The following is a 15,273-nucleotide window of genomic DNA, read 5'->3' as shown; positions in this document are numbered from 1 at the left end:
CGCTCTGTTGCCGATCTGCAACAGCATTCTTAGCTACGGAAGACGCGAATGTCCAACTCTTTGATCTTCTTGCGCAATGTGTTGCGGTTGAGGCCGAGAAGCGCGGCCGCCTTGATCTGGTTGCCGCGCGTCGCCGCTAGAGAGATCTGAATCAGGGGGCGCTCGATCTCCTTCAGGACCCGGTGATAGAGGCCGGCCGCCGGCAGGCCTTCCCGGTGCGCGGCGAAGTAGTCGGTCAGGTGGCGCTCCACCGCGTCGCCGAGGCATTCATCTTCGCGGGCCTGTCCGGCCGCCGTCGGGGCCGGATCGCTGATCTCGGCCAGGATGTCGGCCCGGCCGATGACCTCCTGGCTGTAGAGCGCCGCGAGCCGCCGGATCAGATTCTCGAGCTCGCGCACGTTGCCCGGCCAGTCATGGGCCTTGAGCGCTTCCAGGGCCTCCGCGTCGAGGGACTTGCGCGGCAGGCCGAGCTTCTCGCCCTCGGCCAGGAAGTGCTGGACCAGCTCCGGGATGTCCTCGCTGCGCTCGCGCAGCGGCGGCAGCCGGATCGGCACCACGTTGAGGCGATAGTAGAGATCTTCGCGGAACAGGCCTTGGCGGACCAGTTGTAGGAGGTTGCGGTGAGTCGCCGCGACGATCCGCGCGTCGCCGGAGATCGGGATCTGGCCGCCGACCGTCGTGAAGGTGCCCTCCTGCAGTACCCGCAGCAGTCGGGTCTGGGCCTCCAGCGGCATGTCGCCGATCTCGTCCAGGAACAGCGTGCCGCCCGCGGCCTGCTCGAAGCGGCCGGCGTAGCGGGCGGTCGCCCCGGTGAAGGCCCCCTTCTCGTGGCCGAAGAGCTCGCTCTCGATCAGTTCGCGCGGGATCGCCGCCATGTTGACCGCGACGAAGGGCGCCTTGCGCCTGCGGCCGTAGTCGTGCAGCGCCCGCGCGACCAGCTCCTTTCCGGTCCCGGATTCGCCGTAGATGATGGCGGTCAGGTCGGTGCCCATCAGCCGGGCCAGTACCCGGTAGATTTCCTGCATCGCCGGCGAGCGGCCGATCAGCGGCAGGCGTTCCTCGGCGACGGGGCCCGCGGCGGTGTCCGGATCCGCCGCCCTGCAAGGCGAGGCCAGGGCCCGATCGACCGTCGAGATCAGCTCCCGCAGGTCGAAGGGCTTGGCCAGGTACTCGAAGGCGCCGCGCTCGGTCGCCCGCACCGCCGTCAGCAGGGTATTCTGGGCGCTCATGACGATGACCCGCAGGTTCGGGCGCAGGCGCCGGATGCGCGGAATCAGGTCGAGGCCGTTCTCGTCGGGCATGACCACGTCGGTGATCACCAGGTCGCCCTCGCCGCGCTCGACCCAGTCCCAGAGGGTCGCGGCGAAGCCGGTGGTCCGGACCCGGTGGCCCTGTCGGGCCAGGGCCTGGGTCAGAACGGTGCGTATCGCGCGGTCGTCGTCGGCGACCAGAATCGTCGCGTCGGTCATCGGGGCGCCTCCTCGCGGTAAAGCGGCAGCAGGAGCCGGAACAGCGTCCGCCCCGGTTCGCTGTCGCACTCGATCACGCCGCCATGATCGCTCACCACCTTGGCGACCAGGGCCAGGCCCAGGCCCCTGCCCCCCGGCTTGGTGGTGACGAAGGGATCGAAGAGGTGCCGGCGCAGCTCCTCGGGGATTCCGGGGCCGTTGTCCTGGACGGTGACCACCAGCGGCAGGTGCAGGCGGTCGCCGCCGACCGGCGCGGTCAGGCGCAGGCCCGGCTTGTAGCGGGTCGTCAGGACGATCTCCCCGCCCCCCGGCTGGGCCGCTTCGGCGGCGTTCTTCACCAGGTTCAGCAAGGCCTGGATCAGCATGTCGCGGTTGCCGTGGACCGGCGGCAGCGAGGGATCGTAGCGCTCGACGAAACGGTAGCCCTGGGCGAAGCCGCTCTGAGAGACTCGCCGGACGTATTCCAGGACCTGGTGGATGTTCACCGGCTCGCGGGCGATCGGCTGGTCGCTGGAGAACATCTCCATGCGGTTGACCAGATTGACGATGCGGTCCGCCTCGCTGCAGATCAAGCGGGTCAGCTCCTGGTCGGTCTCGGCGACACTGCCTTCCAGGAGCTGGGCGGCGCCGCGGATGCCGGACAGCGGGTTCTTGACCTCGTGGGCGAGCATGGCGGCCATGGCGGTGACCGAGCGGGCGGCGTTGCGATGGACGAGCTGGTCGCCCATCTTGCGCGCGATCGAACGCTCGTCGAAGCTGACGATCACCTGGCCCGGTGCCCCGTGGCACAGGGAATCCGGGATGGCCGTCACGCTGAGCGAGACCAGGCGCTGCCCGATGCGGGGCGAGGCCAGCGCCACCTCGTGACCGAAGAGGCTGTGCCCGGACTCCCGGGCCTGCTGCAGGCTGCCGAAGAGGGGGCTGTCGGCCTGCACGATGCTTGCCAGCGGGCGCCCCAGGAGCGCGTTGGCGCTGGTCTCGAAGAACTGCTCGGCCGCCTGGTTGACATAGGTCAGGCGATCCTCGCCGTCGACCACGACCAAGGGCTGGGCCAGGGTGTTGAGGATCACCTCGGCCGGCAGGTCGCCGCCCCTGGCGAGCTTGACGGTGACGCCGGTCATCAGGCCGCCGCCCGCGCGCAGGCCGCGTCGAAAAGCGCGCCGATCGCGCCGCGGACCCGCTCCGGTTCGGTTTCGGCGTTGATCCTCGCCCTGAACCCCTCATCCGCACCCCCCTCACGCGCACCCCCTTCACACGCACTCAGGGCTTCGCCGTACCAGGCCAAGTGCTTGCGAGCGATCCGCAGGCCCCGGGCGATGCCGTAGTGCGAGAGCATGTCCTCGTAGTGCGCCAGCACCAGCGCGCGCTGCGCCTCGAGATCCGGCGGCGGCGTGCCGGCACCGCCGAGGGCGGCCGCGATCTCCCCGAGCAGCCAGGGCCGGCCGCGGGCCGCGCGCCCGACCATGACCCCGTCCGCGCCGGAGGCCGCAAGGGCGCGGCGGGCCGAGGGCGCGTCGACGATATCGCCGTTGACAATTATGGGAACGGACACTGCCTCCTTGACCCGGCGCAAGAATGCCCAGTCGGCGCGGCCGTCGAACATCTGCATCCGGGTCCGCCCGTGCACGGTGATCATGCGGATGCCGCAGTCCTCGGCGATGCGCGCCAGGCGCGGCGCGTTGCGGGATTCGTCGTCCCAGCCGAGGCGCATCTTCAGGGTGACCGGCAGGCTGACCGCCTTGACGGTGGCCTCCAGGATTCGGGCGGCCAGGGGTTCGTCGCGCATCAGGGCGGAGCCGCCCTGCTTGTTGACGATCTTCTTCACCGGACAGCCGAAGTTGATATCGACCAGGGCCGCGCCGCGGTCCTCGGTCAGGCGCGCCGCCTCGGCCATGACTGCGGGCTCGCAGCCGGCCAGCTGCACCGCCAGGGGCGCCTCCTCCGGGCTGCTCCGGGACAGGCTCAGGCTCTCCCGGGTCTCGCGGATGGCCGATTGCGAGGCGATCATCTCCGAGACCACGAGGCCGGCCCCGGCGGCCTTGGCCAGGCGACGGAACGGCAGGTCGCTGATCCCCGACATGGGCGCCAGGATCACGGGCGTCGCAATGCGAAGGCCGTCAAGCTGAATGCCCAATTTTTAATCACTCAAGCTACTTGCTGAAATTTTGGGCTTTGTACCCCGGCCGGGCCGAAGATGCACGCCCTTTTCTCGCCCCCGCTCGCGCCTCCGAGGATCAGGCCGCCAGCACGTCGGTGACGAACTTGACCCCGAGAAAGGCCAGGGTCAGCAGGAGGTAGGCCAGGAGGGCCAGACGCACCGCCATGCGGCCCCGCAGGCCGGTGGTGTGGTGGAAGGCCAGAAGCAGCAGCAGGACGGCGAAGGCGAGGAAGGACAGGAGAACCTTGTGGTCCAGGATCAGCAGCAGGCCGGTGCTTAGATACTGGACGGCCATTCCGGTCATCAGGCCGACCGCCATGACCAGGACGGACCAGCGCAGCAGGCTGACCTCCAGCCGCTCGGCATCGGCCAGGGCCGGCAGAAGACGCGACAGGCCGGTCTCCCGCTTGCGCTTGAGCGCCCGCTCCTGGATCAGGACCGCGGTCGCGGCGACCGCCGCCAGGGTCGCCAGGGCGTAGGTCGCCAGCGCGGTCGCGATGTGGATCCGCAGCCAGGCATCGAAGGCGGCTTCCGGCCGGGCCAGCGGGGTCGCCTGCGCCCAGATAGTCGCAAGCAGGCCGAGCAGCAAGAGGTAGGGCAGCGTCAGCGGGGCCAGGCGCCAGGCCTCGCGCAGCGCCGCCGAGAGCAGGATGAAGAACGCGAGCGTGGTCGCGATCGACAGCCAGAGCGTCGCGCTGAATCCGGTGTTCCACGCGCCCCTGAAGCCGGCCACGGCGACCGCGCTGCTGCCGGCCAGGGCAACCGCGAGCAGGAGCCAGTAGACCATGTCGGGGCGTTCGACCCGGCGCCGGAACGGCAGAATCGCGCCGGGCAGCAGAGCGACCAGGGCTGCGAAGCTCATCGCGGAGGCGTGCCACATGGCCCCTATATATCACCTCTTGGCCGGACCGCCATCGCGCTCTAGGGTCTGCCTCGATTCAGTGTGGATTCCGAGGAGCGAAGATGCCTGACGCAGCCGCCCTGGTGGTGGCCGCCGGCCGCGGCCATCGTTTCGGCGCCGAGCTGCCGAAGCAGTTCCTGGCCCTCGGCGGCAAGCCGGTGCTGCGCCACGCGCTGGAGGCCTTCGCGGCGCATCCCGGGATCGGCGCCGTTCAGACGGTGATCCATCCCGACGACCGGGAGCTTTACGAAGCCGCGGCCGCAGGGCTCGATCTCCGGCCGCCCGTCGGCGGTGGTGCGACCCGTCAGGAGTCGGTGCGCCTCGGCCTTGCCGCCCTCGCCGACATCGCACCCGAGCGGGTGCTGATCCACGACGCCGCCCGGCCCTTCGTCTCCGGCGAGATCGTCGACCGGGTCCTGTCCGGCCTGGACGACCACGCCGGAGTGATACCTGCGGTTCCGGTGGCCGACACCTTGAAGCGGGTCGAGGACGGAGCGATCTCCGGCACCGTCGACCGCGGCGGCCTCTGGCGGGCCCAGACGCCGCAGGGCTTCCGCTACGCGGACATCGTGGCGGCCCACGCCGACCTCGCCGGGCGGGAGCTGACCGACGACGCGGCCCTTTTGGAGGCGGCGGGGCTAGCGGTCGGCGTCGTCGAGGGCGCGGAGCGCAACTTCAAGATCACCAGCAAGGACGACATGGAACGTGCCGAAGGCCTCTTGGCCGGGGGCCGGCGGGAGACCCGCTGCGGCACCGGCTTCGACGTCCACCGCTTCGGCCCGCCGGTGCCCGGCGGCCTCACCATCCGGCTCTGCGGCGTCGCGGTGCCCCATGACCGGGCGTTGCTCGGCCATTCGGACGCCGACGTGGGGCTCCACGCCAGCACCGACGCCATCCTGGGCGCCTTGGGCGAGGGCGACATCGGCAGCCACTTCCCGCCCTCGGACCCGCAGTGGAAGGGCGCCGATTCCGCGGTCTTCCTGCGTGCCGCCGGGGAGCTCGCGGCGGCGCGGGGCGCCCGGATCGTGCACCTCGACGTGACGCTGATCTGCGAGGCGCCCAAGGTCGGGCCCCGGCGCGCGGCCATGGTCGCGCGCATCGCCGAGATCCTGGGTCTTGACCGGGGCCGGGTCAGCGTCAAGGCGACGACCACCGAGAGCCTCGGCTTCACCGGCCGGCGCGAGGGCATCGCGGCCCAGGCCACGGCCAGCCTGGACCTGCCCGGCGGATGATGCTGCGCCGGCCCGCCCTGCCCTTCTGGTCGCCGGTGACCCTGCTGGCCACCTGGTTCGGCAGCGGGCTGCTCCGCACGGCGCCGGGCACCTTCGGCTCCCTGGCCGCCCTGCCCTTCGCCGCCCTGATCCTCTGGGCCGGCGGCAACCTGGGGCTGCTGATTGCCGCCGCCGCCGTCTTCGGCCTCGGCCTGGCGGTCAGCGGGCGCTACGCGCGGGCCGGCGGCGACCCGGACCCCGGCGCCGTGGTGATCGACGAGGTCGCCGGGCAGTGGCTGACCCTGGCGCCGCTCTGCCTCACGGTCGAGAGCTTCGTCCTCGGCTTCGTCCTGTTCCGCATGTTCGACATTGCCAAGCTCTGGCCGGTCAGCCTCGCCGAACGGCGCCTTTCCGGCGCGCTCGGAATCATGGCCGACGACATGGTCGCCGGCCTCTTCGCCGCGGCGGCGGCCTATGCTCTGCTGGCTGCCTTCGGAGTGCCGCCATGTTTCCCTTAGACCTCGCGGCCGCTGCCGAGGACCTGCTCGCCCGCTACCGCCGGGCCGGGCTCAGGATCGTCACCGCGGAGAGCTGCACCGGGGGCCTGATCGCGGCCTGCCTGACCGAGATCCCCGGTTCCTCAGACGTGGTCGAGCGCGGCTTCGTGACCTACTCCAACGAGGCCAAGCAGGAGCTTCTCGGCGTGCCCGAGACGCTGCTGCGCGCCAAGGGCGCGGTCAGCGCCGAGGTCGCCGAGGCCATGGCGGCTGGCGCGCTGGACCGCTCCCGCGCCGAGGTCGCGGTCTCGGTCACCGGCATCGCCGGCCCCGGCGGGGCGACCGAGACCAAGCCGGTCGGCCTGGTCTACCTGGGTCTCTGCCGCAGCGGGCAGGCGCCGGAGCATCGCCGCTTCGTCTTTTCCGGCGATCGCCAGGCGGTGCGCGCCGCGTCCCTCGCCGCAGCCTTCGAGCTGCTGTCCGGAGAAGTGCCGGCGGCCGGGCCATGACCCCGCCGCCGCGGATCGGACCTCGAAAGCTGCGTCGGCGCCAGCCTCCGACCGGCGTGGACATCCTCCTTGTCGCAGTCGGAAGCGTCGCGATCCTTCTCGGAACGATTGAGTTGGGCAGCTTCCTGGGAGAGTCCCTGCGCGCGCATATAGGCGGCAACGAGGTCGGCCAGCAGCTTTTCCTGGTCGGCATGCTCGCACTTCACTACCTCGGCTTGCTGGCGGTGATCCATATCGTCGTGTTCCGGCGGCGCGCCCTCTCCTGGCAGGACCTAGGCCTGCGCCCGGCCGCGCCCGAGTGGTACCGGCGGACTCTCTGGGTGACCCTTCTGACCTTCGCCTTGGCCCTGGTGCTCATGATCTTGGTGCAGCGCCTCGTCGGCCGCACCTTCGACAACCCGCAGGAGGCGATCCTCGCCGCGGAGGGCCTGTCGCCCGCGTCATTCCTGGGCTTGCTTTTGGTCGCTGCCGGTCTTGGGCCGTTGGTCGAGGAGCTGCTGTTCCGGGGCCTTCTCTATGCCTGGCTGCGGCGCCACCTCGGTGTGCTGATCTCGGCCTCGATTTCCGCAGCGCTCTTCGCTTCGGTGCACGCGATACCCTGGCTGATGCCGTCCCTCTTCGCCATTGGCGTGGTCCTCGCCCTGCTTTACGAGCGCAGCGGTTCGCTTTGGCCGGCCATCGTGGTGCACGGGGCCTACAACGCGATCAATCTGGTCCTGCTTGCGCTGACCATCGGGTGACGCGAGCTCGGACGGGATCAGCCCGCCACGGAGGCCGCAGGGCCGCCCCGATAGAGATCCTCGGCACGCGCCTCGAAGGCCGCCACCATCCGCCCAACGGCCTCGTTGAAGAGCGGCGCCATGGCCCGCCTCAGTAGGCGGGAGCGGAACTCGAAGTCGACGTAGAAGTCGATCAGGCAGCCCTCCGGATGGCTGTCGAAGATCCAGTGGTTGTTGAGGTATCTGAAGGGTCCGCGTGTGTAGGCGACGTCGATCCGGCTGGCCGGCCGGTCGAGTGTGACCCGACTCGTAAAGCCTTCGCGGAACATCTTGAAGCCGATAATCAGGTCGGCGTGGATCACGTTGTCCTGGCGGCGGGTGACCCGCGCCGCCAGGCACCAGGGCAGGAAATCCGGATAGCGCTCGACGTCCGCGACCAGCGCGAAGAGCTGTTCCGGCTCGTAGGGCAGCAGGCGCTTCTCGGCGTGGGTCGGCATCGCTTCCCGTTTCGTTCCCGGCGCTCTAGGGACAGGCCAGGCGCAAGTCGTAGAGCCCGCCAAGCTTGGAGCAGGCGGCGACGAAGCTCAAGACGCCCAGGCTCGCCAGAAGCAGGACGACGCCGTTCTCGATCGCAAGCGCGGCGTGGCGCCACAGCATCTGCAACCCGGGCCGAAGGAGGGCCAAGCCGCCGAGATAGGCCTGGGCCGGGCCCGAGATCAGCGCGGTGAGGACGAGCAGGAACCCGTCGAAGGCCTGTTCTTCACCGTTCCAGAGCCCCGGAGCCAGCCCTGAGATCAGAAGGGTGCCGGCAGCCACGATCACCCAGAGGCCCTTGAAGGCGCGCCAGAGGGCGCTGGGCCAGGCGATCTCGGGGAAGAGGAGGCAGATCGTGAAGCTGCGGCCGAGGAAGGCGGCCAGCAGGCAGAGCCCGAGCCAGGTCAGGGAGGCCAACCGGGTGCCACTGATCGTCTCCCCGATGCAACAGGGATTGGGGCCGAAGACTTCGACCAAGAGGAACTCGCCGTAGCGCAGCAGGGCCAGCAGGCTGACGTAGAGTCCCAGGGCCGCGAAGAGCCAGCGGAGCGAGGCCCGCGGCGCCGCCGGCCTCTGCTTCGGATCTGCGGTCTCGGCGGGCGCGCTCAACCGGCGGCGGCGAGCTGGGCCTCGCGGGCGGCGCGCAGGCGCTGGAAATCATCCCCGGCGTGGTAGGAGGAGCGGGTCAGCGGCGAGGCCGAGACCATCAGGAAGCCCTTCCCGAAGGCCTGGCGCTCGTATGCCTGGAACTCCTCGGGTGTGACGAAGCGGTCGATGATGTGGTGCTTGGGCGTCGGCTGCAGGTACTGGCCGATGGTCATGAAGTCGACCCGGGCCGAGCGCAGGTCGTCCATGACCTGGTAGACCTCCTCCTTGCTCTCGCCGAGGCCGACCATGATGCCGGACTTGGTGAAGATCGAGGGATCCAGGTCCTTGACCTCGTCCAGCAGGCGCAGCGAGTGGAAGTAGCGCGCGCCCGGGCGCACCTCGGCATAGAGCCGGGGCACGGTCTCGAGGTTGTGGTTGAAGACGTCGGGCTTGGCCGCGACCACCACCTCCAGCGCGCCATCCTTGCGCAGGAAGTCCGGAGTCAGGACCTCGATGGTCGTGCCCGGGGCGGCCTTGCGGATCGCCTGGATGGTCTCGGCGAAGTGCTGCGCCCCGCCGTCGTCCAGGTCGTCGCGGTCGACCGAGGTGACCACCACGTGCTCCAGGCCCAGCTTGGCCACGGCCTGGCCGACGTTGGTGGGCTCGAAGGGATCGAGCGCGCCCGGCTTGCCCGTCGCCACGTTGCAAAAGCTGCAGGCCCGGGTGCAGATCTCGCCCATGATCATCATGGTCGCGTGGCGCTTGGCCCAGCATTCGCCGATGTTGGGGCAGGCCGCCTCCTCGCAGACCGTGGCCAGCCTGTTCTCGCGCATGATCCGCCGGGTCTCGTGGTAGGCCGGCGAGGTCGGCGCCTTGACCCGGATCCAGGCCGGCTTGCGCTTGACCGGGTTGTCCGGCTTGTGCGCCTTCTCCGGATGGCGGACCCGCTTTTGCTCTGTCGTCACGGACATGGCAGGTCGCTCCTCTTGGCCACCTAGAAGTGGATGGCCCGGCCGTAGGCGTCAAGGACGCTCTCGTGCATCATTTCCGACAGGGTCGGATGCGGGAAGACCGTGTGCATCAGGTCGGTCTCGGTGGTCTCCAGGGTCATGGCCACGGCGTAGCCCTGGATCAGCTCAGTGACCTCGGCGCCGACCATGTGGGCGCCCAGCAGCTCGCCGGTCTTGCTGTCGAAGACCGTCTTGACCATGCCCTCGGGCTCGCCCAGGGCGATGGCCTTGCCGTTGCCCATGAAGGGGAAACGGCCGACCTTGACGTCGTGGCCGGCTTCCACGGCCGCGGCCTCGCTCAGGCCGACGCTGGCGACCTGGGGATGGCAATAGGTGCAGCCTGGAATCCGTTTGGTGTTAAGGGGATGGACGTCGTTCTTACCGGCGATCCTCTCGACGCAGATGACCCCTTCGTGGCTCGCCTTGTGGGCCAGCCAGGGCGGCCCGGTCAGGTCGCCGATGGCGTAGACCCCCGGCTCGCCGGTGGCCATCCACTGGTCGGTGGTGACGTGGCTGCGGTCGACCTGGACCGCGGTGCCCTCCAGGCCCAGCTCTTCGACGTTGCCGACGATGCCGACCGCCATGATGGCGCGTTCGAAGCCGATCTCCTCGGACTTGCTGTTGGCCTCGATCGTCGCGATCACGCCGCGCGGGTTGCGGGTCAGGGACTTCACCGTGGCGTCGGTCAGGATCTTGATGCCCTGCTTCTCGAAGGCCTTGTGGGCGAAGCCCGAGATCTCCTCATCTTCGACCGGCAGGACCCGCGGCAGGACCTCGACCACGGTGACCTCGGCGCCCATGGTCCGGTAGAAGCTGGCGAACTCGATCCCGATGGCGCCGGAGCCGACGACCAGCAGCGACTTGGGGAAGCTGTCGGGCACCATGGCTTCCTTGTAGGTCCAGACGATCTTGCCGTCGGCCTCCAGGCCCGGGAGCTGCCGCGCCCGGGCGCCGGTGGCCAGGATCACGTTCTTGGCCGTGAGGTCGGCGACGCCCTTGCCGTCCTTGGAAACATGGAGCTTTCGGCGGTCGCCGGCCTTGCCGTCGAGCCGGCCGTGGCCGTCGAAGACCGGGACCTTGTTCTTCTTCAGCAGGTGCCTGACCCCGCCGTTAAGCTGTCCGGCGACCTTGCGCGAGCGCTTAACCACCTTGTCCAGATCGAAGCCGACCTCCTTGGCGGAAAGGCCGTAGTCGCCGGCGTGCTGCATGTAGTGATAGATCTCGGAGGTGCGCAGCAGCGCCTTGGTCGGGATGCAGCCCCAGTTCAGGCAGATGCCGCCCAGGTGCTCGCGCTCGACCACGGCGGCCTTCATGCCGAGCTGCGCGGCCCGGATCGCCGCCACGTAGCCGCCGGGCCCGCCGCCGACGACGATGAGGTCGAATTGAGTGTCTGCCATCGCTCTAGATCCTCGGCGTGGTCTGGCGCGTCAGTTCGCCGGCCGGGGCATCCCCGGTGTTGATCACGCCGCGCCGTTCCAGAAGCATGACCTGGCATTCCTGTTCCGCGAAGGGTTTGTGCTCGACGCCCTTGGGCACCACGATCAGCTCGCCCTCGCCCACCTCGACCTGGCGGTCCCTAAAGTCCATGCGGAAACCGCCCTTGATCACAAGGAAGAGCTCGTCCTCCTCGTCGTGCTTGTGCCAGACGAAGTCGCCCTTGATCCGCACCAATTTGATTTCGTAGTCGTCGAGCTCGGCCACCAGATGCGGCTTCCAGTGCTCGCCGATCAGTCCCAGCTTCTCCGTCAGATTGACCTTGTCCAAGGCTCCGCTCCCTCTAGAGAAGCATCGCCAGCGGATCTTCGATCAGCTTCTTGAAGGCGGCCAGGAACTCGGCGCCGACCGCGCCGTCGACCACCCGGTGGTCGACCGACAGGGTGCAGGTCATCACGGTGGCAACGGCCAGGGCGCCGTCCTTGACCACGGGACGCTGCTGACCGGCGCCGACCGCGAGGATGCAGCCCTGGGGCGGGTTGATGATGGCCGCGAACTCAGTGATCCCGAACATGCCGAGGTTGGAGACCGAGAAGGTCCCGCCCTGGTACTCCTCGGGCTTGAGCTTGCCCTCGCGGGCGCGCCCGGCCAGGTCCTTCATCTCGTTCGAGATCTCGGCCAGGCCCTTGGCCTCGGCCTGCTTGATCACGGGGGTGATCAGGCCGCTCGGCGTAGCCACGGCGACCGAGACGTCGGCGTGGTCGTAGAGCAGGATCTCGGCGTCGGTCCAGGAGGCGTTGGCGGCCGGCACCGCCTTGAGGGCGAGGGCCGAGGCGCGGATCACGAAGTCGTTGACCGAGAGCTTGAAGTCCTCGCCCCGGGCGTTGAGCTCCTTGCGGACGGCCAGCAGCTTGTCCAGCTCGCAGTCGATCGAGAGGTAGAAGTGCGGGACGGTCTGCTTGGCCTCGCCCAGGCGCCGCGCGATGGTCTTGCGCACGTTGCTGTTGGGCAGAGCCTGGTAGGTCATGCCCAGCAGGTCGGCCAGGTCCTTGGCCGAGGGCCCGGTCGTTGCGGGGACCGCCGCGGGCGCCGGGACCAGGGCGTTCGCCGGGACCGCTGCCGGCTGCGCCGCCGGGGCGCCACCGGCCAAGGCGGCCTCGATGTCGACCTTGATGATGCGCCCGTGCGGGCCGCTGCCCTTCAGGCCGCCGATGTCGAGGCCCGCCTGCTCGGCCATGCGCCGTGCCAGGGGCGAGGCGAAGATCCGCCCGCCGCCGTTGCTCGGCGCGGTGGCCGGTGGCGTCGGGACGGAGGGCTGTGAGGCCGCAGCAGCGGCCGGCGCCGAACCGTTGCCCGAGGCTGCGGCCGGCGCAGGTGCCGGCGCGGCGGCTGGCGCGGCGGGCGGCGGCGCGGCCGCGATCGCCCCGGCGTCCTCGCCTTCCTCTAGCAGCACGGCGATCGGCGTATTGACTGCCACGCCTTCGGTGCCCTCGGCGATCAGCAGCTTGCCGACGGTGCCTTCTTCGACGGCCTCGACCTCCATGGTCGCCTTGTCGGTCTCGATCTCGGCCACGACATCCCCGGAGGCCACGTCATCGCCCTCCTTGACGTGCCACTTGGCAAGTGTGCCTTCAGTCATGGTCGGCGACAGGGCCGGCATCAGGATGTTGATCGGCATTGCGGGTGTCCCCTGCAGGGTCGCTTAGCTCTTGTAGGTGACCGCCTTGGCCGCGGCGACGATGTCGGCGGGCTGCGGCAGGGCGAGGTGCTCGAGGTTGGCGGCATAGGGCATGGGCACGTCCTTGCCCGCAACCCGGGCCACCGGCGCGTCGAGCCAGTCGAAGGCCTGCTCCATCATCACCGCCGCGAGTTCCGCGCCGATGCCGGCATGGGCCCAGCCCTCCTCCGCGGTCACCAGGCGGTTGGTCTTCTGGACGGAGGCGATCACCGTCTCGCTGTCCAGGGGCCGCAGGCTGCGCAGGTCGATGACCTCGGCCTCGATGCCCTCGGCGGCGAGCAGCTCGGCCGCCTCCAGGGCCTTGCCGACCATGATCGAGAAGGCGGCGATGGTGACGTGGCTGCCCGGCCGCGCGATCCTGGCCTTGCCGATGGGAACGACCCAGTCCTCGGCCTTGGGCACCTCGAAGCTGTGGCCGTAGAGCACCTCGTTCTCCAGGAAGACCACCGGGTTGGGGTCGCGGATCGCCGCCTTCAGCAGGCCCTTGGCGTCGGCCGCCGAATAGGGCGCGACGACCTTGAGCCCCGGCAGGTGGCTGTACCAGCTGGCGTAGCACTGGGAGTGCTGCGCCGCGACCCGGGAGGCCGCGCCGTTGGGCCCGCGGAACACGATCGGCGAGGAGATCTGGCCGCCGGACATGTAGAGCGTCTTTGCCGCCGAGTTGACGATGTGGTCGATGGCCTGCATGGAGAAGTTGAAAGTCATGAACTCGACGATCGGCTTCAGGCCGTAGAAGGCGGCGCCGACGCCCAGCCCGGCGAAGCCGATCTCGGTGATCGGCGTGTCGATTACCCGCCTGGCGCCGAATTCCTCCAACAGCCCTTGGCTGATCTTGTAGGCGCCCTGGTACTGCGCGACCTCCTCGCCCATTAGGAAGACCTTCTCGTCCCGGCGCATCTCCTCGGCCATGGCGTCGCGCAGGGCCTCGCGCACGGTCAGGGTCACGGTCTCGCCGGTCCACTCCGGCTCGGGCGCCGGAGTCGCGGCCGCGGTCTGGATCGCAGGGGCCGGCGCTGCCGGCGCCGCGACCGGCGTCTCGGCGGGCGCCTCCGCCGGCGCGGCTGCGGGCGCCGCCGCGGCGCCCTCGATCGCGGAGGCGTCCTCGCCGTCCTCCAGCAGGACGGCGATCGGCGTGTTGACCGCGATGCCCTCGCTGCCTTCCGCGATCAGCAGCTTGCCGACGGTGCCCTCGTCGACCGCCTCGACCTCCATGGTCGCCTTGTCGGTCTCGATCTCGGCGAGAACGTCGCCCGAGTTGACGTTGTCGCCCTCCTTGACCAGCCACTTTGCGAGCGTGCCTTCTGTCATGGTCGGCGACAGCGCCGGCATGAGTATCTGAATCGCCATGATTGCCTCCCCGCGATGGCCCGCTCAGGCCGTGACAAAGACGTCGGTGTAGAGCTCGGCAGGATCGGGCTCCGGGCTCTCCTGGGCGAACTCCGCGGCCTCCGAGACCTTGGCCTTCACGACGCGGTCGATGTCCTTGAGCCTGGCCTCGTCTATGATCCCGCCGGCCAGCAGGGCGCTGCGCAGCTGGTCGATCGGGTCGTATTCCTTGCGGACCTTCTGGACCTCCTCCTTGCTGCGGTACTTGGCCGGGTCGGACATCGAGTGGCCGCGATAGCGGTAGGTCATCGCCTCCAGGATGTAGGGGCCCTTGCCGCCCTTCGCGTGGGCCACGGCCTTCTCGCCGGCGGCCTTGACGGCGAGGACGTCCATGCCGTCGATCTGCTGGCCCGGGATGCCATAGGACTGACCGCGCTGGTAGAGCTCGGTGCTGCGGGCCGAGGCGCGGTCGCTGCTGGTGCCCATGCCGTACTTGTTGTTCTCGATGACGTAGATCGCCGGCAGCTGCCAGAGCGAGGCCATGTTGAAGGACTCGTAGACCTGGCCCTGGTTGATCGCGCCGTCGCCGAGGTAGGTCAGGCAGACCGCCGGCTCGTCGAGGTACTTGTGCGCGAAGGCGATGCCGGTGCCGAGCGGGACCTGGGCGCCGACGATGCCGTGGCCGCCGTAGAAGCCCTTCTCACGGCTGAACATGTGCATCGAGCCGCCCTTGCCCTTGGAATAGCCGCCGCGGCGTCCGGTCAGCTCGGCCATCACGCCCTTGGGATCCATGCCGCAGGCCAGCATGTGGCCGTGGTCCCGGTAGGACGTGATCACCGTGTCCTTGTCGGTGATCGCCGCCTGCATCCCGACCACCACGGCCTCCTGGCCGATGTAGAGATGGCAGAAGCCGCCGATCAGGCCCATGCCGTACATCTGCCCCGCCTTCTCCTCGAAGCGGCGGATCAGCAGCATCTCCTCGTAGTAGGCGATCAGCTCTTCGGCGGGAAAGTCGGCGATACCGTTGCCTTTGCGCGTCCGCTTTTTCGGCCCGGAGCCGCCGGCCCGGGTCGCGCTGCTCTTCGGATTGGCCATGTCACCCTCGGAAACGGAATGTATCCCTGTGATCGGGAGTTGTTATGGCTTGAAAATAGTGCGGAAGGTTAACGAAGGCAACAG

The 15,273-nt window shown here is 69.4% G+C and carries 16 protein-coding genes; 4 read left to right on the top strand and 12 right to left on the bottom strand.

Annotated features, from left to right (window positions below; all coding sequences use genetic code 11):
• Positions 1–29: 29 nt before the first annotated feature.
• The 4 genes from ntrC to ccsA form a co-directional block, all read right to left on the bottom strand.
• Entirely contained in the window at positions 30–1,469 is a 1,440-nt protein-coding gene (gene ntrC, locus QNJ30_01550; GenBank protein ID MDJ0942120.1) for a nitrogen regulation protein NR(I), read from the bottom strand.
• The gene (locus tag QNJ30_01545) at positions 1,466–2,590 is read right to left on the bottom strand and encodes an ATP-binding protein (protein MDJ0942119.1); all 1,125 of its coding nucleotides are present in this window, start codon (positions 2,588–2,590) and stop codon (positions 1,466–1,468) included. The genes ntrC and QNJ30_01545 overlap by 4 nt, the downstream gene beginning before the upstream one ends.
• Complete coding sequence (gene dusB / locus QNJ30_01540) at positions 2,590–3,603, bottom strand: tRNA dihydrouridine synthase DusB (protein MDJ0942118.1); 1,014 nt, start codon at positions 3,601–3,603, stop codon at positions 2,590–2,592. The genes QNJ30_01545 and dusB overlap by 1 nt, the downstream gene beginning before the upstream one ends.
• Positions 3,604–3,703: 100 nt before the next feature.
• Positions 3,704–4,507, bottom strand: a complete 804-nt coding sequence (ccsA, locus tag QNJ30_01535) for a cytochrome c biogenesis protein CcsA (GenBank protein ID MDJ0942117.1) — start codon at positions 4,505–4,507, stop codon at positions 3,704–3,706.
• A gap of 83 nt (positions 4,508–4,590) precedes the next feature.
• Here ccsA and QNJ30_01530 point away from each other — a divergent pair, with 83 nt between their 5' ends.
• The 4 genes from QNJ30_01530 to QNJ30_01515 all read left to right on the top strand — a co-directional run bounded on the left by QNJ30_01530 (position 4,591) and on the right by QNJ30_01515 (position 7,485).
• Positions 4,591–5,760, top strand: coding sequence for a bifunctional 2-C-methyl-D-erythritol 4-phosphate cytidylyltransferase/2-C-methyl-D-erythritol 2,4-cyclodiphosphate synthase (locus QNJ30_01530; GenBank protein ID MDJ0942116.1), 1,170 nt, complete (start codon positions 4,591–4,593; stop codon positions 5,758–5,760).
• Positions 5,757–6,257: a phosphatidylglycerophosphatase A gene (locus QNJ30_01525; protein ID MDJ0942115.1), complete on the top strand. Its 501-nt coding sequence runs from the start codon at positions 5,757–5,759 to the stop codon at positions 6,255–6,257. Before QNJ30_01530 ends, QNJ30_01525 begins: the two co-directional genes overlap by 4 nt.
• The gene (locus QNJ30_01520; protein ID MDJ0942114.1) at positions 6,245–6,745 is read left to right on the top strand and encodes a CinA family protein; all 501 of its coding nucleotides are present in this window, start codon (positions 6,245–6,247) and stop codon (positions 6,743–6,745) included. The genes QNJ30_01525 and QNJ30_01520 overlap by 13 nt, the downstream gene beginning before the upstream one ends.
• A 113-nt stretch (positions 6,746–6,858) precedes the next feature.
• On the top strand, positions 6,859–7,485 hold the full coding sequence (locus QNJ30_01515) for a type II CAAX endopeptidase family protein (protein MDJ0942113.1): 627 nt from the start codon (positions 6,859–6,861) through the stop codon (positions 7,483–7,485).
• Positions 7,486–7,502: 17 nt separating this feature from the next.
• On the opposite strand, the gene QNJ30_01510 is transcribed toward QNJ30_01515, so the two are convergent.
• From QNJ30_01510 to pdhA, 8 genes are read right to left on the bottom strand one after another with little or no spacing between them, the layout of a single operon-like run.
• Positions 7,503–7,961 carry a type II toxin-antitoxin system RatA family toxin gene (locus tag QNJ30_01510; protein MDJ0942112.1) on the bottom strand — a complete coding sequence of 153 codons (459 nt, stop codon included), beginning with the start codon at positions 7,959–7,961 and terminating at the stop codon, positions 7,503–7,505.
• Between the two features lie 25 nt (positions 7,962–7,986).
• Positions 7,987–8,607, bottom strand: a complete 621-nt coding sequence (locus QNJ30_01505; GenBank protein MDJ0942111.1) for a hypothetical protein — start codon at positions 8,605–8,607, stop codon at positions 7,987–7,989.
• The gene (gene lipA / locus QNJ30_01500) at positions 8,604–9,557 is read right to left on the bottom strand and encodes a lipoyl synthase (protein ID MDJ0942110.1); all 954 of its coding nucleotides are present in this window, start codon (positions 9,555–9,557) and stop codon (positions 8,604–8,606) included. The genes QNJ30_01505 and lipA overlap by 4 nt, the downstream gene beginning before the upstream one ends.
• A 23-nt stretch (positions 9,558–9,580) precedes the next feature.
• Positions 9,581–10,993, bottom strand: a complete 1,413-nt coding sequence (gene lpdA, locus QNJ30_01495; GenBank protein MDJ0942109.1) for a dihydrolipoyl dehydrogenase — start codon at positions 10,991–10,993, stop codon at positions 9,581–9,583.
• A gap of 4 nt (positions 10,994–10,997) precedes the next feature.
• Positions 10,998–11,360, bottom strand: a complete 363-nt coding sequence (locus QNJ30_01490) for a cupin domain-containing protein (protein ID MDJ0942108.1) — start codon at positions 11,358–11,360, stop codon at positions 10,998–11,000.
• Between the two features lie 13 nt (positions 11,361–11,373).
• A complete protein-coding gene (locus tag QNJ30_01485) occupies positions 11,374–12,708 on the bottom strand; it encodes a pyruvate dehydrogenase complex dihydrolipoamide acetyltransferase (protein MDJ0942107.1) in 1,335 nt (444 codons plus the stop codon).
• 24 nt (positions 12,709–12,732) lie between these two features.
• The gene (locus QNJ30_01480) at positions 12,733–14,115 is read right to left on the bottom strand and encodes a pyruvate dehydrogenase complex E1 component subunit beta (protein ID MDJ0942106.1); all 1,383 of its coding nucleotides are present in this window, start codon (positions 14,113–14,115) and stop codon (positions 12,733–12,735) included.
• Positions 14,116–14,139: 24 nt separating this feature from the next.
• The gene (gene pdhA / locus QNJ30_01475; GenBank protein MDJ0942105.1) at positions 14,140–15,189 is read right to left on the bottom strand and encodes a pyruvate dehydrogenase (acetyl-transferring) E1 component subunit alpha; all 1,050 of its coding nucleotides are present in this window, start codon (positions 15,187–15,189) and stop codon (positions 14,140–14,142) included.
• Positions 15,190–15,273: the final 84 nt, after the last annotated feature.

It is taken from the genome of Kiloniellales bacterium (assembly GCA_030066685.1).
Taxonomy (GTDB): Bacteria; Pseudomonadota; Alphaproteobacteria; order Kiloniellales; family JAKSBE01; genus JAKSBE01.
The sequence above is the reverse complement of the archived record's forward strand: the minus strand, read 5'-3'. Positions and strand labels throughout refer to the sequence as shown.